This window comes from Algoriphagus sp. AK58 (assembly GCF_014324365.1).
In the GTDB taxonomy this organism is placed as follows: Bacteria; Bacteroidota; Bacteroidia; order Cytophagales; family Cyclobacteriaceae; genus Algoriphagus.
Genome location: NZ_QEIG01000014.1, coordinates 171,845 through 195,585, shown reverse-complemented (window position 1 = coordinate 195,585; position 23,741 = coordinate 171,845). Strand labels below are relative to the sequence as shown.

Annotated in this window: 21 protein-coding genes; 11 read left to right on the top strand and 10 right to left on the bottom strand. The window is 42.8% G+C overall.

Annotated elements, in window-relative coordinates; translation table 11 throughout:
* Positions 1–524 precede the first annotated feature (524 nt).
* Complete coding sequence (locus DDT91_RS14035) at positions 525–1,010, top strand: transposase (protein WP_222718648.1); 486 nt, start codon at positions 525–527, stop codon at positions 1,008–1,010.
* 485 nt (positions 1,011–1,495) lie between these two features.
* On the opposite strand, the gene DDT91_RS14030 is transcribed toward DDT91_RS14035, so the two are convergent.
* Entirely contained in the window at positions 1,496–2,269 is a 774-nt protein-coding gene (locus DDT91_RS14030) for an HNH endonuclease (RefSeq protein WP_187176825.1), read from the bottom strand.
* Between the two features lie 226 nt (positions 2,270–2,495).
* On the opposite strand from DDT91_RS14030, the gene DDT91_RS20680 reads away from it, so the two are divergent.
* Together DDT91_RS20680 and DDT91_RS14020 are read left to right on the top strand one after the other, a co-directional pair.
* Positions 2,496–3,059 (top strand): hypothetical protein, encoded by a 564-nt coding sequence (locus DDT91_RS20680; RefSeq protein WP_255502116.1) that lies wholly within the window; start codon positions 2,496–2,498, stop codon positions 3,057–3,059.
* Between the two features lie 92 nt (positions 3,060–3,151).
* A complete protein-coding gene (locus tag DDT91_RS14020; protein ID WP_187176824.1) occupies positions 3,152–3,595 on the top strand; it encodes a D-Ala-D-Ala carboxypeptidase family metallohydrolase in 444 nt (147 codons plus the stop codon).
* A gap of 62 nt (positions 3,596–3,657) precedes the next feature.
* On the opposite strand, the gene DDT91_RS14015 is transcribed toward DDT91_RS14020, so the two are convergent.
* A complete protein-coding gene (locus DDT91_RS14015; protein ID WP_187176823.1) occupies positions 3,658–4,743 on the bottom strand; it encodes an SRPBCC family protein in 1,086 nt (361 codons plus the stop codon).
* A gap of 58 nt (positions 4,744–4,801) precedes the next feature.
* Between DDT91_RS14015 and DDT91_RS14010 the strand changes: the two genes are divergently transcribed.
* Positions 4,802–6,121: an APC family permease gene (locus tag DDT91_RS14010; protein ID WP_187176822.1), complete on the top strand. Its 1,320-nt coding sequence runs from the start codon at positions 4,802–4,804 to the stop codon at positions 6,119–6,121.
* 60 nt (positions 6,122–6,181) lie between these two features.
* On the opposite strand, the gene DDT91_RS14005 is transcribed toward DDT91_RS14010, so the two are convergent.
* The 3 genes from DDT91_RS14005 to DDT91_RS13995 form a co-directional block, all read right to left on the bottom strand.
* Positions 6,182–7,201 carry a hypothetical protein gene (locus tag DDT91_RS14005; RefSeq protein ID WP_187176821.1) on the bottom strand — a complete coding sequence of 340 codons (1,020 nt, stop codon included), beginning with the start codon at positions 7,199–7,201 and terminating at the stop codon, positions 6,182–6,184.
* A gap of 421 nt (positions 7,202–7,622) precedes the next feature.
* Positions 7,623–8,783: a hypothetical protein gene (locus tag DDT91_RS14000; RefSeq protein WP_187176820.1), complete on the bottom strand. Its 1,161-nt coding sequence runs from the start codon at positions 8,781–8,783 to the stop codon at positions 7,623–7,625.
* Between the two features lie 336 nt (positions 8,784–9,119).
* Entirely contained in the window at positions 9,120–10,100 is a 981-nt protein-coding gene (locus DDT91_RS13995; protein WP_187176819.1) for a fasciclin domain-containing protein, read from the bottom strand.
* A gap of 375 nt (positions 10,101–10,475) precedes the next feature.
* On the opposite strand from DDT91_RS13995, the gene DDT91_RS13990 reads away from it, so the two are divergent.
* The 4 genes from DDT91_RS13990 (at position 10,476) to DDT91_RS13975 (ending at position 15,674) form a co-directional block, all read left to right on the top strand.
* A complete protein-coding gene (locus DDT91_RS13990; RefSeq protein WP_187176818.1) occupies positions 10,476–13,712 on the top strand; it encodes a DUF5689 domain-containing protein in 3,237 nt (1,078 codons plus the stop codon).
* A gap of 227 nt (positions 13,713–13,939) precedes the next feature.
* Complete coding sequence (locus tag DDT91_RS13985) at positions 13,940–14,197, top strand: hypothetical protein (protein ID WP_187176817.1); 258 nt, start codon at positions 13,940–13,942, stop codon at positions 14,195–14,197.
* 146 nt (positions 14,198–14,343) lie between these two features.
* The gene (locus DDT91_RS13980; RefSeq protein ID WP_187176816.1) at positions 14,344–14,919 is read left to right on the top strand and encodes a Crp/Fnr family transcriptional regulator; all 576 of its coding nucleotides are present in this window, start codon (positions 14,344–14,346) and stop codon (positions 14,917–14,919) included.
* Between the two features lie 74 nt (positions 14,920–14,993).
* Positions 14,994–15,674 (top strand): hypothetical protein, encoded by a 681-nt coding sequence (locus DDT91_RS13975; protein ID WP_187176815.1) that lies wholly within the window; start codon positions 14,994–14,996, stop codon positions 15,672–15,674.
* Between the two features lie 114 nt (positions 15,675–15,788).
* Here DDT91_RS13975 and DDT91_RS13970 read toward each other — a convergent pair whose 3' ends face one another.
* Positions 15,789–16,907 carry a hypothetical protein gene (locus tag DDT91_RS13970; protein ID WP_187176814.1) on the bottom strand — a complete coding sequence of 373 codons (1,119 nt, stop codon included), beginning with the start codon at positions 16,905–16,907 and terminating at the stop codon, positions 15,789–15,791.
* Between the two features lie 299 nt (positions 16,908–17,206).
* Here DDT91_RS13970 and DDT91_RS13965 point away from each other — a divergent pair, with 299 nt between their 5' ends.
* Both DDT91_RS13965 and DDT91_RS13960 read left to right on the top strand, forming a co-directional pair.
* Positions 17,207–18,982, top strand: a complete 1,776-nt coding sequence (locus DDT91_RS13965) for a 7TM diverse intracellular signaling domain-containing protein (protein WP_187176813.1) — start codon at positions 17,207–17,209, stop codon at positions 18,980–18,982.
* Complete coding sequence (locus DDT91_RS13960; protein ID WP_187176812.1) at positions 18,975–19,613, top strand: response regulator transcription factor; 639 nt, start codon at positions 18,975–18,977, stop codon at positions 19,611–19,613. The genes DDT91_RS13965 and DDT91_RS13960 overlap by 8 nt, the downstream gene beginning before the upstream one ends.
* Positions 19,614–19,724: 111 nt before the next feature.
* On the opposite strand, the gene DDT91_RS13955 is transcribed toward DDT91_RS13960, so the two are convergent.
* The 3 genes from DDT91_RS13955 to DDT91_RS13945 form a co-directional block, all read right to left on the bottom strand.
* Complete coding sequence (locus DDT91_RS13955) at positions 19,725–20,477, bottom strand: SDR family NAD(P)-dependent oxidoreductase (protein WP_187176811.1); 753 nt, start codon at positions 20,475–20,477, stop codon at positions 19,725–19,727.
* A gap of 189 nt (positions 20,478–20,666) precedes the next feature.
* Complete coding sequence (locus DDT91_RS13950; RefSeq protein WP_255502115.1) at positions 20,667–21,677, bottom strand: class I SAM-dependent methyltransferase; 1,011 nt, start codon at positions 21,675–21,677, stop codon at positions 20,667–20,669.
* 66 nt (positions 21,678–21,743) lie between these two features.
* Entirely contained in the window at positions 21,744–22,280 is a 537-nt protein-coding gene (locus DDT91_RS13945; RefSeq protein ID WP_187176809.1) for a hypothetical protein, read from the bottom strand.
* Between the two features lie 243 nt (positions 22,281–22,523).
* Between DDT91_RS13945 and DDT91_RS13940 the strand changes: the two genes are divergently transcribed.
* Positions 22,524–23,234, top strand: coding sequence for a head GIN domain-containing protein (locus DDT91_RS13940; protein ID WP_187176808.1), 711 nt, complete (start codon positions 22,524–22,526; stop codon positions 23,232–23,234).
* Positions 23,235–23,239: 5 nt separating this feature from the next.
* Here the strand turns inward: DDT91_RS13940 and DDT91_RS13935 are convergent, their stop codons facing one another.
* Positions 23,240–23,671, bottom strand: a complete 432-nt coding sequence (locus DDT91_RS13935; RefSeq protein WP_255502114.1) for a VOC family protein — start codon at positions 23,669–23,671, stop codon at positions 23,240–23,242.
* Positions 23,672–23,741 lie beyond the last annotated feature (70 nt).

The following is a 23,741-nucleotide window of genomic DNA, read 5'->3' as shown; positions in this document are numbered from 1 at the left end:
CGGAAAATTATTGAATAGGAATGTGCCTTTAGGCCATTCCTAAAATGAGAATCACCCCTTTCTGGGCTTTAGCCCAAAATGCAAATAGATTGGGCTAAAGCCCTGAAGGTTTCCTTTGCATTTTCATGCCTCCTGTCCCGAAAAAAATCGGGACAGGAGGCAATGCAAAATATCCATACAATGAATAGTAATGATGGTCCTGCCATATTTGAATAGGAATGTGCCTTTAGGCCAATCATTTTGAATTTATAAATTATCAAGTAGGGCTTTAGCCCAAATTATTCAGATAATACAGAGATAATTCAAAATCTCAACCCTTTGAATAGGAATGCCCATTCGGCATTTTTTGAATAGGAATGGCCTTTAGGCCATTTCCAAAAATGGAATCCCCCCCTCTCTGGGCTTTAGCCCAAAATTTTCAGCAAAAAGCAAAAGGAAATTCAAGTCCTCTTTTCAATTGGAATTCCTTGAAATATTTTTTCCTAATCAAGAATTGGCTTTTTCCCATTCTCACTAAATTGTTTATGTTTCAAGGCTTTAGCCAAATTCTTTTTCTCCTAAATTTTTCAATTATACCATTTGTAAAAGTTTACATTCACTTTGTTTGGAGTACCAAAAACAGGGTGCCGCACTTGAACTCAAAAGAACTTAGGGTAAAAGTCTGGAATCATATCCGTGAAAACGCCCAGAAGAAAGAGATTTTTGTGGATTTCATCAATGGATACTCAGACCATTGCCATTGTCTGATTTCTCTAGGCGTAGATCAAACCATCGAAAAGACTGTGCAGCTTTTAAAAGGCGAATCATCCTTTTGGATCAATAAAAACAAGCTTACAAAAGAGAAATTTGAATGGCAGGATGAATATTTTGCTGTTTCTGTTTCAGAATCTATGTTGGACAAAACTCGGTATTATATTAAAAATCAAGAGGAACATCATCAGAAAAAGACATTTCAGGATGAGTATGATGAATTTATGGCCAAATATGGTTTTCAGAAATTCAAGGGTTAATTGGGCTAAAGCCCAGCATTTTTTTTTGCCATCTACTTGCCTCCAGTCCCGAAAAAAATCGGGACTGGAGGCAATTCAAACTATCAATAATTTGAACAGCAATGGTGTTTCAGTAATATTGAATAGGAATATGCCTTTAGGCCATTTCTAAAATTGGCAACACCTTCCACTTCGGACTTTAGCCCAATGATTATGGAATTGGGCTAAAGCCCAGCATTAATTTTAGCCATTTAGTTGCCTCCAGTCCCGAAAAAAATCGGGACAGGAGGCAATTCAAACTATCTATAATTTGAACAGCAATGGTGTTTCAGGAATATTGAATAGGAATATGCCTTTAGGCCATTCCACAAAAAAGAAACCCTCCCTATCTGGGCTTTAGCCCAAAAACAAAACATTCGCCCAATTCTCATTCAACTCGCTATCGCTCAAATGACGTCTTTGGTGAGGCATAGGAAGAGTTTGGGGAAATGAAGAATAAATTGCATTTACTTTAAAAATCTTGTTTCCCCATGGTAATCCAAAAACTCTGGATCGGGCAGATACCGATTCGGTAATATCATTTTTTGATTATGGTGCCTTTCAAAATAAGTCTCAAAAGTTTTAACATTCATCGAATCAAGAACTTTAGGAGATACTAAAATTTTATAATCAGTATTCACGGTAATCAAGCCTAGTTCAAAAGCTCGATCATGAAGAGAGTTTAAACATAATCCATTCCTTGGATTCATTCGATTCTTTTCATCTACACTCCATGGTTTTATATGACCAGCCACCAAAAGATTGGGATGGTTTATTCCAGTGATGCAACATGTGTTTTTATAAGAAGCCAAAATTGCTCTTCTAAAGAAATTTTGATTGACTCGAGTTTTTACTAGTTGCTCCCTTACAAGCCCTTCTTTTGGTAATTCAGAAAGATCAATTTCATTCAATTCCTCTACTGTCTTATTTTCAAACTGAGCTCTCAGCTTTTCACTTTCAAAACTTAGGTCTTCTAAATTTCCGAAAAACTCATTCCAAATCTCACGATCTAGCTTCGAAGTGTTTTTTAATCCACCAACTCCCCTCTCTTGCAAACTTGGATCAAAACTGCCAAAATTTCCCAATTTGAAAACAACTGAGCCAGGAGTTCTTCCAATGAAATTTGCGAATTTTTGAATCTCAGGATTTCGTTCATGGATTTTTCCAAACTCCATTTTCCAATAGAGATTTATTGCAAGGATTAATTCTTCCCTAGTCCACGGTTTTTGACCTTTTTTCATTTTCAAAAAATCAGAATTCAATAACCTCAAATTTATACTGACACTTTTTGTCAAAACATTGGTGAATCTGAATTACACCAATAGCTTCATCCTTGGAAACTTCCTGAAAATCAGTTCTAGCTCCACATTTTGGGCAAGTAGCTGGCTGGTCTGTCATTAAAAAGGTATCCAATTCGTTTTGCATCTCTTAAAAGATCAGTAATCAAGAATAATCAAATCTCTTGAAATGAACAAAATCCTCCCCATTTCCACCGAATACATTACCCCTTTCCGATCCATTGAAATTCTTACTCTAATCAATCAAAAGGAATCTAGGCTGGTTTATGTCTACAATTTCGAAGGAATTCATTTTCGTTTTTTTGATTCGATCTTGAGTCTAATTTCCTTTTTTGAACAAGGAATTGAACCAGAGATTTCTTTTTTGACAGAACAGGAATTGGACAAGTTTTTAGAAGGATTTGGTTTGGGTGATTTGTCAACTGAGCTAAATCTCAAACTGAATTATCGCTACCGAGATGCAGGGAATTATAAGCAGTTTGGATCAGTGATTTTTTCAAATGAAAATCGGCTATCTATAGAAGAGGCGACTCAACTCATTAGGGAAAAGCTGATTTCAGAGGAGTTTTTTGTACCCCAAAACTGGAATTTACCAAAGCTTCATTTCTATCCTTATGACTCAGAACTAGACCATGACTACCACGAATTTGAGAGTTGGGAGGAGACTGATGAGAAAGCAAGTGATTCAAGGGACGTAAAAGAGTTTCTTGAAGGAATAGAGAAAGGCTTCTGAGACTTATTCCACGTTCATTTTTTTTCCTACCTTTCCTATACGCTGATTTTTAGCGATTTAGACTCTTTTGTTTTACATTTTAGTTCACCGCTATGCAACTCACCAAAAACTTCCCCCTGAGAGAACTTCTCCGAAGTCAGACCGCCACCCGATTGGGATATGAAGAGCAGTTTGACCCCGGGCCGGTCGTGATCGACAACCTCCGACTGCTTTGTGTCCATGTCCTTCAGCCCTTGCGTGACAGTATGGGGCGGGCCCTTTTTGTCAACAGTGGCTATCGCTGTCCCCGAGTCAATCAGGCCGTGGGAGGTTCTCCCAGCAGTCAGCACCTGACCGGACAGGCTGCCGATATCGAAGCAGGTCACCTGACAATTGAGCAACTCTACCAACGCATCAAAAACTCCTCCCTCCCCTATGACCAACTGATCCAAGAGTTTGATCAATGGGTACATGTCTCTTTCAATCCCGCAGGCGGGAGAAGACAAAATCTGCGGGCAGTTCGTCAAAATGGAGTTGTGAAGTATCTCCCCGGATAAAATTTAATCCAGAACTAGGGTACACTACTGGGTCGGTGACTTGGACTGGGAAATCCGAATACTCAGGTATTCAGAAACTCAGCCAACAGTCTCTGGAAGTGGTGTACTCCTTTTTCCATTTGGGGTGAAAACCTGCCCGTTTGATAGACTCTGGATGCCATTCCTTTGAATACTCCCTCCACCACAAATTCATCTTCCCGCTCCACCTTGTCCAATGCCGCACCTGCTCCGGTATCTAACTTGGATTCATCATACACATAGGTAATGAAGCTGACCTTGGTTCTGTGGAGAGAAATAGGCTTGACTATATTGATGGAGCAGCCCCAAGGATAAAAATTGAACATCATATTGGGGAAAACCCAGAAGTAGTAGGCCGAAATCTGCTTCCCATAATCCTCATGGTCCCTCGGCAAGTCAAAAACATGCTCCCCGCCGGAGGAATGCCCGATCTGAAGGTTGCAGTGAGGATAAAGGATGGTTTCATATTTTCCATAATCCAACACGGCATTGAGGTCGGCATGGACAAAGGGAATATGAAAACCCTCCAGGTAATTGTCACAATAAAGCGCCCAATGGGCATTGACGAGGTAATCTTTGTTTCGGCTTTTGTCCTCTTTGAATTGCTCCAACGGAAGAAAACCTACCTTTCGATTCATCACCTCCAGCACAGACTGAAAGTCATGCTGATCGGAAAGGGCAGCAAAAAGCCAAGGTCCCCAAGTCTTCAAGGGAAATCGATGAAGGTGATCCTGAGGCCGGGGAAAATTTTGAGTTTCTCTAAACTGTGGCATGTGCTGAAATTCCCCCTGCAAATTGAACCTACGCCCGTGATAGGCACAGGTGATTTGACGGGATTGCTTGGGGTCATGGCAAAGAATATTTCCCCGATGGGTACAGACATTGGAAAGGCAAGAAAGCTGCTCCCCTTCCCTGGTCAACAACATGGGTTCCTGAATTCCAAACTCCATAAAAGAAAAAGGATGGATTTGCTGATCGAGACTCACCATGGACTTGTCTCCAATCCACTGCCAGGTTTTGGCAAAGACTTTTTCCAAGAGTTGGTCAAAGACTTCCTGTGATCTGTAAAAGGAGGATGGGAGCGTTTCAGCCTGAGCAATATCAGGGTGGATGGAGAATTTATTCGTCATATATTTTTACCTTACTGAATCCACAAATTAAGTAAAAGCCACCATTACCGATTTTCTTTTGAAAAATTCCTCTTCCAGACAGTTGGGACTGATCACCGTAATTTCTCTGGTTGCGGGGGGAATGATCGGTTCGGGCATTTTTGCTCTCCCCGCAGCCTTGGCTCGATTTGGGGGAATCAGTCTGATAGGTTGGATGGTGGCGGCCTTAGGGGCCCTTACATTGGCCCAAATCATGGGAAAACTCAGCAAAGCCATCCCTGAAAACGGAGGGTCTTACATCTACACGAAAAGAGCCTTTGGAGATTTTCCTTCTTTTTTGGTGGCCTGGGGATATTGGATGACCCTTTGGACTACCAATGCAGCCATTGGATTGACCTTTGCGGGATATTTAAGCGTATTTTTCCCAGTGATTGAACATCCTTGGCTTTCGGTGCTGGTAGCCTTGGGGGTGCTTTGGAGCTTGAGTTTACTGAACACTTATTCCGTCAGGGCTTCGGGAAATCTTCAGGTGGTGACCACATTGTTGAAGATCATACCGGTATTGGTCGTGGCGATTGGCGGGATTTTCTTTTTCAATCCTGATCATTTTTTTCCATTCAATCTGTCCGGGGAATCTTCTCTGCAGGCCATTTCAGGAGCTACAGTCCTGTGCTTTTTTGCTTTTCTGGGTATCGAGACAGCCACCATACCGGCCGATAACATCAAGAATCCTGAAAAAAATATTTCCAAGGGAACGATGATCGGAGTGATCTTGGTCATCCTGCTCTACATTTTCAGTACGATTTCGCTTTTTGGTGCGATATCTCCTGGAGAATTAGCCCATAGCATTGCACCATTGAGTGATACGGCCACCCGGATATTCGGCGGAAAGGCCAGGTACTGGGTAGCAGCTGGTGCCTGTATTTCCACGTTTGGGGCATTAAATGTCTGGATTTTGGTCCAGGGTCAAATTTCCCGCTCGTTGGCCTTGGATGGTTATTTGCCTAAATCTATTTCACAACTCAACCGCAAGGGTTCGCCCGGTATGGGAATCGCGGTTTCGAGTTCGGTAGCTTCTATCCTTTTGCTGGCTAATTCCTCCAAGGGCTTTGCCGATCTCTATGAATTCATGGTGGAATTGACCACCTTGACTTCTCTCCTTTTTTATCTTTCCGCGGCTTCTGCTTTTGCCTATTTTGCTTTTACCCGTCAGTTGGGTTTTCAAAGAAATTTCCGTGAGATCGGATTAGGAATTTTAGGAATGATCTTTAGTTTCTGGATCATATTTGGATCAGGTTTGGAGATTGTGATCTGGTGCGTGTTGGGCGTTTTACTCGGGGTTCCGTTTTATTTTTGGAAGAAGTATAAGATGGGAAAATTGAACGATTTAAAGATTTGAAAATTGGAAATAAAAAAACCGGGGAAAAACCCCCGGTTCCCTATGGACGATTTTAAGCCCTTAATTGGCCCCAACTACCAATGCCTTGGCCAAATCTTGGGCATATTGCCTAAACAAATCCCTAGCTGCTTGTTTATAGGTGTCTTTTGACATTTCTACAATAAATGGATCAAAATCGATCTTGGCCCCGCTACCTGTCATTTTATCAATCAGACTCTTACTCTTGGCGGTATCCTTATAGATCTTAGCCTCATATTCTTTGTTAGCGACATATTCTGAAACCAAGGTAGCCGGTGCCGTACTTGGTGCTCCACCCTTTCCGATGAAGTCCATGGTATTTCTGGAAATTCTCATTTTTGGAAAAATCTTGGTGTCAGCTGAAGTCGTTTTTCCTTGGGTACCCGCATCAAGACTTACATTCAGCTCTACGGTAGAGAAGTCCACATCGACATTGTTTAGCATCACCACCGCACCTGTTTCTTTATTAAAATTCCTCATCATAGTCACAAAGGGAACTCCTCCTCCCCTGGTCACGGATTTTTCATCGAACATGAAAAGGCTGTTTTCAGGAAACATTTTGATCTGACCCACTCCCACATTTTCATCCGAATTATTTTTGCCTTTGGATGCAGTTTTACTGGAGTATTTTTCTTGCATTTTGGCATAGCCATCCGTTTTGACCAGGTCTTTCAGGGGCAATACATTCTTGCCGGCTTTTCCGATTTCTTCTTCCAATATTAACTGAAAGTCATTGGCTAATTCCTGAAAATCTGCCAGTTCCAGTGGAGAATTGAGGATAGTGGTGGTTTTGGCCGATCCTGATTGGCTGCCTCCATACTGCCCTCCCTTGCTAGCGGCCTCAAATGTATTCTGAAGCTTGCTCAACTTTCCTTCCTGCACTACCACTTTGGTCTCGGTGTAAGTTTCAAAATTGATACTGAACTGTGGAATAGTGATTTTATCACTTTCTTCCACTGTTTTTCTGTAAGGTCCTTTACTGAGTCCGTTAAAAATCTCCTGAGCCTGAAGTTGGGTCAGGAAAAGCATCACAAACAGGATAGAGAGAATTGATTTTTTCATGATCACATAGTTTTGGTTATGACTTTAAGGTTCATCTTGTAGGTCAGAGAGCCTGTCCCGTACGCCGCGGCGGATCGGGATAATTTCACATGGCAAAAAATCATTCCAGTGTGTGGCTCCTCCGACATGCTCGATTTCATTGCGAAAAATGGATTATTTAACGTTCCAAGTATAAGGTTGCAAAATGGGGGTGGAAATACGGCATTTGCCCTATTTGGCATGGCCCTGATCTAAGTTTGATCGGATTAGGCGGTCCCAATCAATTCAGAATCCTAGTTGAGATACCCTTGAAAAAGGAAGAAGTCATATACCATTCACCTCCCCAAGAAAAAAAATGCCTGCCTCTCCATCACGAGAGGCAGGATTTTCAAAAAAATACCCCATCTGGAGTGGATGACCAAAACAGTCTGATTCTTCCCAATCAATAGTAGGAATAGCGGGTAATCTCTGTGCCACTGGGGCCTGATACGTTGCGACTGGTCACTTTTCCGGAAGAATCAAATTGGTAAGTCAACCCATAGGTAAACGTGGTCTCATGCTCTTCGATAATCACCTTTCCGGGCAGATGGGGCTGAATCAATAATGCAGGGATATCCTGATAATAGGGTACGGGATTGGTTTTTTCCAAGTAATCCGAATAGGTAATCTTTCGGATCACCTTATACTCCAAGTTGGAAATGGGCTCCATGGTGGTAATGGTGTGCACGTTTCCATTGTCATGGTAGGTAAATTCGGTGTACGATTTTACGGGATTTTGTGCGACGGCATTTCGATCCCGAACGGTAATCCCCAGAATTCGGTTTTCGGAGTCGAAAGTATACTCCTCACTTTCTACCTGATTGGTAGAAAACTGCTTGATGGTTCTGGCCAATACGTTTCCTTCATAGAAAAAAGTTTGATTGGTAGACTCTGGATTAGAATTGATTCTGACCAGTTGTCTTTTGTCGTCATAGAGGTAGGTGTAGGAAATTTCAGAGTTGCTGGCCTGAGGATTTTTGTGCACTATCCTATTGATTTTTCCATATAGAGAGTAGTCAAAACTTCTGAATTGAGTAAGCATTCCCTGGGTTTCAAAGGATTTCAATTTTCCACTGAGTTCGTCATCAATCAGCGTTATCTCGATTTGATCTGCGGTTCCGATCTTGAGATCAGATCCTACCTGTATAATTTTGAAATTCAGGCTGAGATTACCATTGTAAAGGAGATCATTTATAGGGTTGATTTGGAAGGAAACCTGCCGTGCCCCTCTCGTAACTGGAATTTTGAGTTCATTCTGAGCCGAAATTGCAGGGGTCGTTTCCCATCTACCGCTTAGCTCTCCTTGTTGTAATCTCAGGGTGATTTCAGAGTTGGCCCCGGCCAGTTTGTCCAGGTGAAGGATGACCTCAATTCCGGATGTTTGGGATTCCGAAAAACTCAGGGAAATTTCTTTGAAGTTGAGGTTGATGGGATTTCCCTGGGGAATTATTTCTTCCTGATCCTTACATGCCGACCCGAAAAAGAGTAAAGGAATGGCTAAAAAGGAAGGCAAAAAACGGGAGACCTCCAGCGGAAGTTTTCCCAAGTTGACTAGGTGAAACATTGAGTTGGTTTTTTTCATGGCAGTATTCTTACACGAATTGGAATTTTGTTTCAGGATGGAAAAGTGAGAGTCTGGGTTGCACCCAGAAGAAAAAATTCCTTAAAAATTTCTGATACCTGCCTGAGAATAAGGCTCTCATGTTGTCCTAGCTTGAGCTTTTCCTTCTTTTGGATCAAACAAAAAGAAAGAAGGAAGAGCTGTTCATTACACTATTGAGCTCAGGTTGATTAGTGACATGGCTTTTGTATATTTGTTTTTTAGTGTTTCATCAATCCAAAAAAAGAGCGAGACCAAAATGACCTCGCTCTTTTCATTTTATTTATACTCCTCTATCTGTCACAGGTTCAGAATCACCGTATCGATCACATGCACCACACCATTGGTTGCCTGCACGTCTGTGCCGATGATCATGGATTCTCTTCCTCCCAGATCGATCAATTTAGGACCTGACACATCCACAGTAACCTTATCTTCTGAGAACATGGTGATGTCACCGTTTGACAGGTCGGAAGAATATATTCTACCACCTGCAAACACATGGTATTTGAGTACACTGATCAAACCATCTGTACCGATAGCACCTACCAATTTACCCAAACTATCATAGCCCAATTCCTCCAATAGATTAAAAAACGCCTGATTGGTAGGCGCAAACACCGTAAGGTCATTGGTGGTGGCAAGCGCTTCTCTCAACCCGGCTGCATCAATAGCGGTCTTTAAAATGCTAAAATCTTGGTTGCCGTCTACCAGTTGCATGATGTTTTCAGCAGGAGGCAGTAATACCCGATCGATTCCATGGATCACCCCGTTTCGGGCTTGCTTATCCACCATCACGATGTTAGCCTCATTTACCTTTGCTCCTCCCATCAGGCTGATTTTTACAGCCGCACCGTTTAAAGTTGGAACAAAACCAGCAGTCAGATCGGTAGAAAATACGGATCCAGCCACGACATGGTAAAGCAGAATATTGGTCAGCCCTTCTACACTGCCAATATTGCCGGGATTCAGTCCCAAAGCTGCGAAAGCCGCATCAGTGGGAGCAAATACGGTCAGGTCATTTCTGGAGAAAACAGAAGCCAATCCTGATTTGCCCAGGGCTGCATTGAAGGTGGCGTAGGTAGCACCTGCACTTCTTCTGGCGTTCACATCCTGTCCCGCATCACCCTGTTCCAAAGTTTTTAGGACTTCAGGGATGGATTTCAGGTTGGATTGGGTAACAGGGTCAGTCTGCTCCCCGATTTCCGAACAGGAAACAATGATCAAAGCGAGGAACAAATACATCCCTCCTTTGATAAATCGGTTGATTGAAGTAGTCATTGGTTTTGAATGTTTATAGGTTAAACTATTAATTACCAATGAACTACATCATCCTATAGATGTTTTTTGAAGCAATAAAAAATGGGTTCAGATCACAAAAAACGAATTTCAAACCGCCAAAATTCAGGATGAATCGTCATACCTTCGGCTGGAACTCTATGGATAAATTCAATTCGAAAATCCTGGATTTCCTCCTTTTTTAAGACCAATGACTCGAAGGAAATGGCTTTTATATTTTTGGTCAAATCGTGATTCATTCTTTTTCAAAATTCAAAACAATATCCTTCCACAAAAAATAACTTAATCATAACCTTAGGAATCTTTATGGTTATGAAATATCCTTGAATTTTAATGTCAAAATCTAAATCAAACTTTATGGGAAAAATTTTACGTGCATTATGCCTGATCCTGTTTGCTTTTTGGGGCTTTTCAGCTCAAGCCCAACAGGTCTTTATCAACGAAATACATTACGACAATTCTGGCACCGATACCGGAGAAGCCATCGAAATTGCCGGACCAGCAGGGACTGACCTGACAGGTTGGTCCATCGTCCTCTACAATGGGGCCAACGGGGCAGTTTACAACACCCGAACACTCAGCGGAAGCATCCCGGATTCGGGGAATGGCTTTGGGTTTGTCGTCGCCTCCTATCCTACTGATGGAATTCAAAATGGAAGTCCCGATGGAATAGCCTTAATCAATAATGGGACAGTAGTTCAATTCTTAAGTTATGAAGGTACATTTACCGCGGTGGGTGGTCCAGCCAATGGACTGATCAGTACGGATATAGGCGTCACCGAACCAGGCACCACCCCTGTTGGATTCTCTCTCCAGCTAAGCGGCACAGGCAAAGAGTATACAGACTTTACCTGGCAAGCTGCTGCCACCAACACGTTTGGAGCGATCAATACCGGTCAAACTCTTGCTTCAGATCCGGTGGTTTTTGTCAATGAATTCCATTACGACAATGCCGGAAATGATGTCAATGAAGGGATCGAGCTAGCCGGTACAGCCGGATTGGATCTCAGCGGTTGGACGTTGGTCCTTTACAACGGTACCGGCGGTGCCCCTTATGGGGCCATCACTCTTTCCGGGGTATTCCCTAACCAAAACGGTGGATTCGGCACCCTGTTCTTTGCTGCTCCGGGCTTGCAAAATGGAGCTCCTGATGGCTTTGCCTTAGTGAATCCAGCCCATGAAGTAATTCAATTCCTCAGCTATGAGGGAAGCTTTGTGGCTGTGGGTGGTCCTGCAAATGGCTTGACCAGCGAAGATGTGGGCGCGAGTCAGGGAACTTCTACCCCTATAAACTTTTCCCTGCAACTCCAAGGGACTGGTACTAAGTACAATGACTTCACTTGGACATCCACCTCCATCGCAAGTACTTACAATCAAATCAACACAGGTCAGAGCTTTGGCGGTGAAGTAGTGGATCCGGATCCAGTCCTGATCACTATCGCAGAAGCCAGAACTAAGCCTCAAGGTGCTGAGGTCCTGGTAAAAGGTATTTTGACTGCAACGGATCAGTTTGGCGGTCCTGCCTTTATTCAGGATGCTACAGGTGGTATTCCTGTATTTGACACGCAAATACACGGCATGGGTGTCTTCCAAATTGGAGATGAAATCGAGATTTTGGCTTCATTGGGTGCATTTAATCAGCAAATCCAGCTGACCAACGTGACTGAACTAGAATTGATCAGTTCAGGAAATGCGATTTCTCCACGAGTGGTAAGCATTTCTCAAATCACTCCTGCCTTGGAGGGTCAACTGATTCAGATTCCGGCAGCATCTTTTGCTGTGCCAAAAGGATTGCTGTTCCCAGAGAGCAATTATGTGATTACCGACGGAACAGGAAATCTTCAGCTGAGAATCGACGGACAAGTCAACAGCCTGGTAGGAAGAGTTATTCCTACAGGCGCGCAAACTATCACTGGTGTTTTGGGTAGTTTCCGAGGTACTTTGCAGCTCTTCCCGAGATTTATTGCCGATCTTCCAGGCACCAATCCTTACGAAGGTGCCGGATCAGATATTCCTGCAGCAGAAACCCTGGATGTGATGACTTGGAACATGGAGTTCTTTGGATCTACCATAGCCACTTTTGGACCTTCAGACGTGACGCTTCAGGCTGCCAATGCGCTGAAAGTATTCCAAGCCACCCTTCCGGATGTGATTGCAGTACAGGAGATCAGTGATGAGAATCTTCTCTCAAGCGTGGTGGCACAGTTGCCGGGCTATGCAGTAATTTGCTCGGATCGATTCTCCAGATCATTTGAGGCTCCTGATCCAACTTTCCCACCTCAGAAGCTCTGCCTGATCTACAACACCAACGTGGTGGAAATCCTAGATTCCAAAGTGCTATTTGAGCAGATCTATGATGAAGCCCGATTGGGATTGAATAACCTTTTGGATGGGTATCCTACCGGAAATGCTTCTTCCTTCTGGTCCAGTGGCCGCTTGCCTTGGATGATTACTGCTATTGCGGATATCAACGGAGTGAAAGAAAAAATCAACTTCATCAATATCCATGCGAAGTCTGGTTCTTCAAACGAGGATCTGCTAAGAAGAAGGTTTGACAATAAAGCGTTAAAAGACACCTTGGATGCCTACTATGCGGATGAAAACATCATTTTGTTGGGTGATTACAACGATGATTTGGACGTGTCAATCGGTGGTGGTACCTCTACCTATGAGGTAATCCTTTCAGATTCTGATTTTGACGGTGTCACCGTTTCCCTGAGTGAGGCGGGTTTGAGATCATTTATCTTCAATGACAATGTGATCGACCATATCACGATTTCGAATGAATTGTATGACAACTACTTGGAAGGATCTGAGGTATTGTTTATTCCGTTCAACCTGATCGACAATTACGCCAATACGACTTCAGATCACCTTCCGGTATCAGTCAGACTGCTGGCTGGAGCTCCGCTGGTTTCTGATGCCGGTGAAGGTGGGGTGGTGTATCTTGGCTATCCTCCATTATCGAGCACAACCCTTCGTGCAGCTGATGCCACCGGAGGTAATGGTGCCTATACCTACACTTGGAGCGATGGACAAGTCGGACAGGAGATCACAGTTTCTCCTACAGAGACTACTACCTATACGCTAACCGTGACCGACGAAGCCGGAAATGTCTTCACCGATGAAGTCACCGTCTGTGTGGTGGATGTGAGAAGCGGAAACAAGGGAGACAAAGTAACCGTGTGCTTGCCGGCTGGAAACTCAGGTCGAAGCAATACCCTCAGCGTGGCATTGGAAGCTGTACCTGCACTTTTGGAAAAAGGAGCCACTTTGGGTGCATGCGGTGTAGTACCTTGCGGAACTGCAAGTGGTAGCACCGTGGATGCAGCGTTTATCTCTGCCAGCATAAGCAGAACCTTCCCTAATCCGATGGACAATCAGGTGAATGTGCAACTCGATCAGCCTTTGGATGTAGAAGTTTCTTATATCCTATTTGACGAGAGAGGCCAAATTCTACAAAGCGGTGTGGCTGCTTTTGAAAAAGGAAGAATGAACCTCGTGGTGAATGCCAATGGTATGAAAAACGGAATCTACTACTTACACCTGAACCAAGGTCAGGAAACCAAAGTAGTCAGACTCTTGAAACGATAAGAGATCCCAACAACAAGCAAAAGCCCGGTCTTTCGATCGGGCTTTTTGGTTGATGGGGGGGAATTTTTCTTTCCAAATGCCTAATTAGGGCTTTAAAATATTTTCATTTACACTCTTAAATCGCACCCCGAGAATGGCTTGTTCCTGAGCCCAAGGTCCTTCTTTTTTCTTTTATTCACCGGCATTTAACTTCGCAGCTCGACCTCACTGGAGTGAGTTCTTAGCTAATGCCTCAATATAACGCAGAAGCAAAGTTTACAGAAGCTCATTTGAGTTCTGGCGATTTGGATATTGGATTTAGCATTCAGTTTGAATGCCGGCATGGCCTGATTTTAACTTTTGATAAGTACCTTCCGATCGAGCAGGTTTCCCATTTGCATTGGGATACCCCAGGTAAAAGCGAAAGAGAAGTGTTTTGGGAAAGTTTTCACAGGATGCCTTTTAGCCCTAATCCATCGGGCGGCTTTATCCGTCCTGGAAGCTAAAAGGATTGAAAGAACATGGCAGATTTGAAAACCTGCCAGGGATATACCCTAGCTAAGAGTTTCTAAACAGAATCCTTGACAAATAAACGCGGGGTAAGTTGATACTAGGATAATGTGTATCTTGAACGCATCACCCAAAATTGACCATGAGCCAATTGGATTTGCTTTACCGCTACATGAAAGAGAGGACTGGTCTTTCCGAACAGGAATTTGTACCGATTTCAGCTTGCTTTCAGCCCTTTTCCTACAAAACCAATACGTTCCTGCTTCGGGAAGGAGAGGTATGTCAGCACAATTACTTTGTCACCAAGGGGAGTTTTCGAATGTATCATGTGAACGCCGAAGGCATGGAACTGACCCGGTACTTCGCATTTGAGAATAAGTTTGGCACCAATCTCACCAGTCTGATCGAGGGTTCACCCTCAATAGAAAATCTCCAAGCCATTGAGCCATTGGAGGTGCTCAGGATATCTAAATCAGACTTTTTCGGCTTGGTAGAAAACAATCCTCCCGTCAACAAAATCTACCGAAACATCCTCGAAAACGCCTACATCACTTCCCAAAAGCGGATCTATGATTTGCAGGGTATGACTGCCCTGGATCGCCTGCGATGGCTATTAGGGCAGTATCCAATGATTTTAACCCGAATTCCAAGTCGGATGATTGCTTCTTATCTGGGAATTACTCCCTATACTTTGAGCCGTCTCAAGGCGCAATTGTAAGTGGAAAGTCTTGCCTTAGAGCAAGTTTCAAGAAAATGGTCCTTGCTAATTTTGAGGCATAATCTCCCAAACCGATGAGCCCAAGATTTACAAAACTCACCTTTAGCTTCCTTCTTTTGATTTTTAGTCTATTTAGCATTTTGCCAACGTCGGCATTGGCACAGGGACCTCCTGCACCTCCTACCCCGGTTGAGTTGATGTTTGGTCACGAGCGATTGGATTTTCAGATGGTTTTCAAGCGTAATTTTGCCCCGCAAAGCAAATTCAGTCTCTTGGCCATTGCGGTATTTTCAGAGAATTATGTCAAGGAAAGACGTGTCGGTGATTCAATGGTTATGCCTTTTCAAGTCAATTATGCTTTAGGTAAAAAAGGCTTCTTCTTGGCTGCAGGGGCTGAGGCCAATTCAGTGGCTGGATTTGGTACTACTTTAGGATTGACACATGGGTATGCCAGTAAAAAATGGCTGGCCATCTCCGTGCTTAACTATCAGCTAGGCGAATCTAAAGACGTGAAGCTTTTTGGCCTCTACGAATACAAGCCAATGCTCAATGAGGCTTGGTCCATTTATTCGAGGCTTCAGTTTGTTTATAATTATACCTTGGCCGAGGACCACCACAACAGAAGCTTTCTTTACTTGCGTGCGGGACTTAAAAAGGGACCTCTTGGCTTTGGTATCGGTGCTAATTGGGACCAATATGGTCCAGATAAAATTTCACGGGACAACTACGGCTTATTTACCCGATGGGAGTTTTAACCAAAAGTCACAAAATCAAAAACCTGCCAAAAATCAGATTTTGGCAGGTTTTATTTTTGGTATTTAGTCAGTCTTCAACAGACCGCTTGAATCAAATTTCAAAAAAATTATACATCAAGGATCGATGCAGAATTTTCCGCTAACTTCCGCATATTGATCATTAAGAGTAGGATATCCATCTCCCGAAGCTTGAAACCTATAGCTCCCGGTGATTTTAGGGGTGACAGTTTCAATGATTAAATCTCCCCTATCTTGATTCTTTCCCCAATCCCGATTGGTTCTCCAGTCGTCATTAACTGATCCATTAAAGGCTATCAATCTTCCCACTGCACCCGTACTTGTAAGACCGGTTCCTGTTCCCGCGTTTCTAAAATCTATAGTTTTATTGGCTACCAAATTTGAAGCTGTTAACATAATCTGAACCACATAGCGTGTGCCACCTGATGTTCCATCGATCACCAGAGCAACATCCGATGCAGAATAGTTTGAAAATATCGTATTTGCGGCCACTTTTCTTCCTGTACCGGTAGCGGAACCAGGTCTGATTTGATCCCTCCAATAACTCGTAAGTATGGGTGCCTTAATGTCATTGACGCAAGAAGTAGAACCTGAGCCACCTCCTGTAGATCCACCCGTCGAACCTCCGCTATTTCCACCGGAGATAGGCGAACCAATTGCCCTATCTGTATCAAAATCAACAGAAAGAATAAAATCAAAACTTTGAGGCTGTCGGGTTCCTAAGGCTCGGGTAAATTTACCCTTTCCTGAAATATTGAATCTTCCTTTTCCTTCGTAAGAATCTTTTGCATTAACCGTAAGGCCTGAAAGACTGCCTGTTCCTTCGGGAAATTCTTGATAAGCACTCCCGAAATGCATATTTTCTCCCAAGTAATCATCCACTATAACATAATCCCCATTTTTCGTTGGAACGCTGATGGTATAATTATCGTCCTGAAATTGAAAACTCAAAGAAATATAATTCTGAGAAACATACAGGGTACTGAAAGTAGATGAACTTACAGGCAGTGAGGTACCACCCAGATTTAAATACCCTTCTATTTCTACCTGACTCAATGTGCCGTCACTATCGAAAAAATTAATAGAATAATAATCCACTTCATCCCCGATGAGCTCTTTGAAATACTCACAAGCGGAAAGAGGAAGGAAACTAAGCATCAAAACAAAACTTCTGATAAGAAGATTTTTAGCTTTTTTTGAAATGGAAATTTTCATTTGGTTGATTGAATTGTAGCTAGATATGATTTGGTTTGAGAAGAATCCTTGGGTTAGTGATTCCTCGATTTTTCTTAACACAATGTTCGATTCCAAACAGGGCCTCTTCCAATACCTATTTTTAGGTAATTTTTTGACAGTTGACTTAATAAATGATGCTGTTTATATATTAGGGGTGATTTCACCCAAGTCAATCCATTTTGCTTTCCACCTCCTATAGAATTTATTTCAAATTCTGTTTTCATGACTTCTTAAAGCGGCTTTGGCCTTTCATCAGGTATTCCGTTTGGATTTTCCTATTGCCGCTACTGATCTCCTGTAGCCATGAGGATAATCTTGGTCCCCGGTTCAGCATCTTTCCTGACCTAAATTATACTCCTGAAAATGCATGGGGAATATCGGACACTATCCGTCGGGACAAAATCCAATTCAATCCGGGGATTACCCGTAATCAATGGTGGTTGGGGATGACGATTGACAATCCTTCTGATTCCACCCGTCAATTCCTTTTTGTTCCCAACAATCCCCATATCAACCGAATTCTGGTATTCGAAAACAACTCTAGCATACCTTCTAAGGAATTGGGGGATTTTTTTCCTTTTGGACAAAGGCCTTTTCCAGACAGAGACTTGGTAATTCCACTTGTAATTCCCCCAAACAGCACGCAGCACTATCTAATGCTTTTGGACAAGGTGGGCGAAACCTTTCATATCGAACCTGAGGTTTTGGATTTCCAGACTTTTCATCAACGGAAATCGATCGATACATTGGTGATAGGCTTGTTTTTGGGCTGGATGGCCATCGTTTTCATTTTTGCCATCTTTTTTTCGACAGAACTCAAATCTTGGAGTGGGGCTATCTATGCAGCTTATGTCTTATCTATTTCCTTTTGGTTGGCTACCCATTGGGGATTGACCTTTCAGTATTTATGGCCGGAACAAATAGATTGGGTTGGAAAGGCCAGGCCCTTTTTCAATCTCCTTACCAATATCCTTATCCTGCTATTGGTGGTGATGTTCTTTCCCCCAAAGACTACAGGAAAAATTACAGCCAAACTGATCTGGGCGATAATTATCCTTCAGGTTTGCCTTATTCTATCCATTTTCTTGACCCCAAATGTTCTGAAAAATCCAGATGCAAAGGTGAATCTCCTTCAATTCACTTTAGTAGTGTCATTGGTGTCGAGCCTGTTGGTCTTGTATTATCCTTTTCAGCAATGGAAAGCCAAAGTCCCAATTGCGGGATATTATTTTGTAGGGATTGCCTTTTTGGTCCTTTATGGAGTCCTTATTCAGATCAACCAAAAAGTAGTTTCAATCGGATTACCCCATTATTTGTTGGACTTTGGAAGTGCCTTCGGCTTGATGGTGGAGACGGGAATTATCACAGCGGCTTTTGCCCGACGCGCTTCTTTATTTAAAAAGGAAAAGGAGAAACTGACCATTGAGATTTTGGAAAAAGATAAGCAGGTAGCTGATCAGTTGATCCAAGTGCAGGAAGATGAAAGGCAACGGTTGGGGAGAGATTTACACGACAGCATCGGCGGGATGTTGGCAAGCTTATATATCAAAACCGAGACGATATCGGACCACTATCCTGCTGGTCCCATAGAAGAACTGAAACAATTAATCCAACAAAGTATCCAAGAGGCAAGATCACTCAGTCACAATCTGACTCCTCACTATCTGGAGGAAAATGGCCTAGAAAATGTACTTAGGCTCCAACTTGAGCTAGTCATGCAGAAATATGAAATAGACTTTCATTTTTATTTTCAGGTAACCTCTACTTTACCCAAACCCCTGCAATTAATTTTGTATCGAATCTCCAACGAACTCCTGCAAAATATCGTCAAACACGCCGAAGCTACGGAAGCATTGCTGAGCATTTCGGAGCAAGAGGGTCAAATTGAACTGATCGCAGAGGACAATGGCAAAGGAATAGATTCCTCTTTGGCCTTTTCCGGGATAGGTTTAAAAAATATCAGGGAGCGAGTCAATTACCTAAGAGGCTCATTTGAGTTGGAGACAAACCAGACAGGAACCACCCTAACCATTATCATTCCGTTGCATGCTTAATTTCAGCGAGTTAAAAATAGTCCACATTGACGACCATTTACTATTTGCCCAAGGCATCTATTCGCTTCTGGGCAATGAAACCTTTATTGAGGAATTGATTCATGCGGAGAATTTCCAACAGGGTCTGAGAATCTCCAAAGAAATTCAGCCTGATATCATTCTCTTGGACTATTTTCTTCCGGATTCTAAAGGAATTGATTCCATTAGGCAACTGAAATCTGAATGCCCAAACAGTAAAGTGATCTTATTGACCATGGAAACCAATCCTGAGGTGATGAAAAAATGCAGAAAAGAAGGTGCTATTGGATTCCTGCCCAAATCTATAAGCAAAAAAGAGCTTTTGGATGCTTTGAGAAATGCAATGGAAAATTTGGCTACTTTTCCTCCATCTCCAACTTTAATTCCAAGCTCCACAAAGTCTTCTTCAAGGTTAAATATCCTCAGCAAGCGGGAAAAACAGATTGCAAACCTTGTAGCAGAGGGTTTTACATCATCAGAAATCGCAGAGAAATTATTTTTAAGTGATTTGACAGTGAATACCCATCGGAGAAACTTAATCCAAAAATTGGGATTGAAGAACTCTGCCCAATTGGTGGCATTTATAGAAAACCTGAAGTTTTCAGAGTCTTAATGATCAGTGTGATCAAACTGAGTCAATCTATTTTTTCAAGAACTGATTTAAGAAAACCCAACTCTTCAAAGGATTTTCCCTGGTAGAGTTGGGTTTAATTTCCTTAGCTCATTACTGAGCCAAATATCCTCCGTCTACTGCATAATAGGATCCGGTGACAAAGGATGACTTGGGTGAGCTTAACCACAGGATCAATTCGGCTACTTCTTCAGATTTACCCAATCGACCGATCGGGTGAAGTGCTTCAACCTGTTTTAGCGTAGCCTCATCCAACGCATTGGTAAGCAGAGGAGTCATGATATATCCCGGACCGATGGAATTGACCCGTATATTCATCGTAGCGTATTCCAGTGCAGTAGCTTTGGTAAGTCCCACTACGCCATGCTTTGCAGCCACATATGCCGGTGAAAAACGTGTTCCTGCCATACCCAAGATCGAAGCGATATTGACGATCACTCCTCCCCCATTTTTCTGCATAGCGGGCAGTTGGTAGTGCATACCATAGAAGACCCCCGAAAGGTTGATATCGATGACTTTTTGCCATCCTTCCAAAGGGTAATCTCCTGTCATACCCAAGGGGCCTCCGATTCCGGCATTGTTGACGGCGATATCCAGCTTCCCATATTTTTCAACAGTTGCTTTTACCAATGCGTCGTTTTCTGCGGGTTTTGATGTATCAGCTTTGAAAAAGAAGGCTTCTCCACCTTGGCTTTTGATTTCTTCGACGACTGCTTTTCCATGCTCTTCCTGAATATCCGATACGACTACTTTTGCCCCTTCTTGGGCAAATAGAAGCGCGGCTGCCTTTCCGATTCCAGAACCGGACCCCGTGATAATGGCTACTTTATTTTCTAAGGTTTTCATAAAAAAGGAAGTTTTATTGGGTTGAGTTTTACTTGATCCATTTGAACCACATCTTCCTGATTTTACGAAATCCCAGAGTCAAAAGCATTCATTTTCGCGGTTTTTTAGGGTGTTTATGATATAAATCATGCATTAAACCCAAAAAGAAAGAGGAGACTTTATCGATCTCCCCTTTACTGGTATTGCGTGCTACTTTTTGATGGTAAAGTAGCAGTTCATCGGGTCATGTTCCAGCCTGTTTTCTTTGATTTGGGTAAATCCTGCAGATTTTAACATCCTAGTGGCCTGTTCTACTCCCCAAAGGGTACCTAGCCCCATACCACCCTGTGCCAAGGAGACTGTCATACAATGCATGGTAGAAATGGTGTATAGCAAGGGAGAAAAGGGATGATCCAAATTGTTTTGAACCTCTTCAGATCCGTCAATGTCCTGCATCAGAAAATCTCCGTCCTCACTTAGGCTGTCAAAAATTGTTTCCAAAACCAAATCCGGCCTGGCCTGATCGTGAATGGCATCAAAAGCAGTAATCAAATCAAATTTTCCGCTGGGCCGATACCTGGTCAAATCGGCCTGTTCAAACTGAATGTTGGTCAAACGCTTTTCCCCAACCTCTTTTCTGGCGTTCTCCAGGGGTTCATGGCAAAGATCAATTCCCAAAAACTGAGATTTGGGAAAAACCTCCGCAAGTTTGATTATGGCCCTTCCCCTGCCACATCCGATATCCAAGACACGGATACCCCTCTTCAGCCTCTGATGTAGGCCAGGAATCAATGGAATAACTTTGTCCAGGAGAGGCTCAAGAATAGTTTGTCCACTATCTTCAGCCATCACTTCATGAAATCTGGGGTAAGATGAATAAGGTACTCCTCCCCCGTTTTTAAAACAATCAATGACCTCTTGCTCTACTGAAGCCAACACAGGAATGTACTGTGTATACAACGCGATGTTGTCGCTTCCTTGTTTTCGGGTCAAAAATGCGGCATGCTCATCTGGTAGAAGGTATTCTCCTGTTTCCAGATCAAGCTCCACAATTTTTCCTACTGCCATAGCCTTCAGCCATTCCCTGACGTAGCGTTCATTTAGACCCGAATGTTCCGCCAGCATTTTGCTGTCAAATTTTTTCAGCTCGGACATCTGATCAAAAAGACCTGTCTGATGTCCTATGGAAACCATCATGGACAACGCTCCTTTGTTGATCATATCGACGAGTGATTCGGCAAAGCCCTCGGCCTTGACCAGATCAATTGCACATCCAGAACACATCGCTTACCTAACCATACGGACTTTCAATTCCAGATCTGAGGTTCCCAACTCAGGACCAATAAAATTCAGCTCCACCCTTTTGGCAAGAATCAGCTCACCGGGCTTTAGGCTTTGCACCTCAAAATCAAAAATCTGATTGGGGTATTCGATTGAGATTATTTGGAAGGATGAGTTGTCATTCAGCATCTTCCAAGAACCCAGTTGAGTTTCTCCGGATCTTTGAATCAGGAAAGATCCATCTTCAAACAAGCGTATTTTCTCCTTATTCCAATTCACGGGTCCAAGGATGGTGCTTTCAAGGTACGCTTTCGCTTCGGCTTCGGCGATTTCATTGGAAAAGCCAAAAACTTCAACCCCCAATTCCTCTAGGCTTACGTTTCGCCCATCAAGCCTTACTTCAATAAATTCGTTGGCGTCTGGTACCCATTCTCCTAAAAGAGCATTTTGGTTTGGAGAAAAGTCATTTTCCGAATCGCAGGAAAACAAAGACATGAGCAGGATCAAAAAGAACACTGCATCATAATGCAAGCTGTTTTTCATAGTAAATAATAAGTTGGTTTAAAATCTCGCGTTCTAAAACCAGAAAAATGCCAGGCTAAAAAATGCCTCATTAGAAGCGAAAAAAGGGATTTGCCAAAAAACAACTGATCTAAAATCGGACACTTGTGTTCGGTTGGATACATTTTTCCAAGATAAAAAAGAATAAATACCTGAAAATCTTGCAGTTTGATAATTAGCACGGATATTTCTATATCTGTTTTGAATAAAAAAACCGACCAAACTATGAAAGCTAAATTTTTCCTTCTCCTACTTACAGGCCTTGCTGTAGGCTCCTGCCGAAATTCAGAGGGCACTTCCGATAATCGCTATTCCGAAGAGCGTGAACTTGACGGAGTATCCAGACTCCGTATCAACGGCGTATTTAACCTTTACCTCACCCAATCAGATCAGGAAAGTATTACTATGGATGGGAGTTCTGAACTTGCAGAGCACCTTAAAATCACTCAGGACGGTGATCTGTTGATTTTAGAGATGGAAGAATTCAATTCGAGCATTTTTGACAACAAGGAACTTCGGGTCGATCTATCCATAGCCAGTCTGAAAGAATTTGAATTTGATGGGGTGGGAAATATCCAGACTACCGGCTCATTTATCGTGGATCAAGTCAAAATCAATGGAGATGGAGTGGGAAATTTGAAATTGGAATTTGAGGCCCAGCAGTTGGACGCTAACCTCAATTTGGTGGGGAAAATGGAACTAAAAGGAAAAGCGGACCGTGTTTCGATCAAAAACGAAGGAATAGGCAGCATCGAGGCCTCGAAACTCATTGCCCAAGATATGGATTTGGTGAGTTCGGGCATTGGAAAAATGGACGTGCACTGCGAAGGAAATCTATCAATGAAAGTAGATGGCATCGGCAAAGTGACCTACAGCGGCAATCCTAATGTGACCAAGAAAGAGGTAAGTGGAATCGGAAAAGTGGAACCGAAATAATCAGCTTAAGAAATTCTCTGACCAAAAGTCAGCAGTGTGTGATTGGGGTCTAATAGTGAAAATTCCTTTACTCCCCAATTCTTTACTTCTAAAGAACCATTTGGGTGTATGGCTACTCCTCTATCCAAATACTCGTGATAAAGCTCTTCGATTCCTTGTAGGATTCGGATATAGATCATGGCATAATTGGTGAGCGGATCCAGATCCGGAAAGCTGAAAAAGTGGATTTCAGCCGGTCCTTTGGACATGATCAGGTACTCTGGATAACGGCTTTGGGTCATAAACATAAGTTGATCTTCATAATATTGCCGAGTCTGTTCGAGGTCGATAGCTGGAAGTTTGGGGACAATCTGAAACTTAATCATGCGGACGATGGACAAGGGTACTCCAAGTTCCCAACTATCTTCCTGTAATCCTAATCTAATGTAGATACCCAAATCAACTTCGAAGAACCTGTTTTACCGAAGAGCATTTTGTTTTTTCCTCATTTCGGGTGATTTTCGGGCA

Coding starts and splice junctions, on each gene's coding strand:
- DDT91_RS14005 (WP_187176821.1), bottom strand. CDS start 7,201: ATGAAAAAATCAATTCTCTCTATCCTGTTTGTGATGCTTTTCCTGACC.
- DDT91_RS14015 (WP_187176823.1), bottom strand. CDS start 4,743: ATGACGAATAAATTCTCCATCCACCCTGATATTGCTCAGGCTGAAACG.
- DDT91_RS13960 (WP_187176812.1), top strand. CDS start 18,975: ATGCTTAATTTCAGCGAGTTAAAAATAGTCCACATTGACGACCATTTA.
- DDT91_RS13980 (WP_187176816.1), top strand. CDS start 14,344: ATGAGCCAATTGGATTTGCTTTACCGCTACATGAAAGAGAGGACTGGT.
- DDT91_RS14020 (WP_187176824.1), top strand. CDS start 3,152: ATGCAACTCACCAAAAACTTCCCCCTGAGAGAACTTCTCCGAAGTCAG.
- DDT91_RS14000 (WP_187176820.1), bottom strand. CDS start 8,783: ATGTTTCACCTAGTCAACTTGGGAAAACTTCCGCTGGAGGTCTCCCGT.
- DDT91_RS13985 (WP_187176817.1), top strand. CDS start 13,940: ATGCCTCAATATAACGCAGAAGCAAAGTTTACAGAAGCTCATTTGAGT.
- DDT91_RS14030 (WP_187176825.1), bottom strand. CDS start 2,269: ATGAAAAAAGGTCAAAAACCGTGGACTAGGGAAGAATTAATCCTTGCA.
- DDT91_RS13990 (WP_187176818.1), top strand. CDS start 10,476: ATGGGAAAAATTTTACGTGCATTATGCCTGATCCTGTTTGCTTTTTGG.
- DDT91_RS13955 (WP_187176811.1), bottom strand. CDS start 20,477: ATGAAAACCTTAGAAAATAAAGTAGCCATTATCACGGGGTCCGGTTCT.
- DDT91_RS13950 (WP_255502115.1), bottom strand. CDS start 21,677: ATGATCAACAAAGGAGCGTTGTCCATGATGGTTTCCATAGGACATCAG.
- DDT91_RS13940 (WP_187176808.1), top strand. CDS start 22,524: ATGAAAGCTAAATTTTTCCTTCTCCTACTTACAGGCCTTGCTGTAGGC.
- DDT91_RS13975 (WP_187176815.1), top strand. CDS start 14,994: ATGAGCCCAAGATTTACAAAACTCACCTTTAGCTTCCTTCTTTTGATT.
- DDT91_RS14035 (WP_222718648.1), top strand. CDS start 525: ATGTTTCAAGGCTTTAGCCAAATTCTTTTTCTCCTAAATTTTTCAATT.
- DDT91_RS13970 (WP_187176814.1), bottom strand. CDS start 16,907: ATGAAAATTTCCATTTCAAAAAAAGCTAAAAATCTTCTTATCAGAAGT.
- DDT91_RS13945 (WP_187176809.1), bottom strand. CDS start 22,280: ATGAAAAACAGCTTGCATTATGATGCAGTGTTCTTTTTGATCCTGCTC.
- DDT91_RS20680 (WP_255502116.1), top strand. CDS start 2,496: ATGAACAAAATCCTCCCCATTTCCACCGAATACATTACCCCTTTCCGA.
- DDT91_RS13995 (WP_187176819.1), bottom strand. CDS start 10,100: ATGACTACTTCAATCAACCGATTTATCAAAGGAGGGATGTATTTGTTC.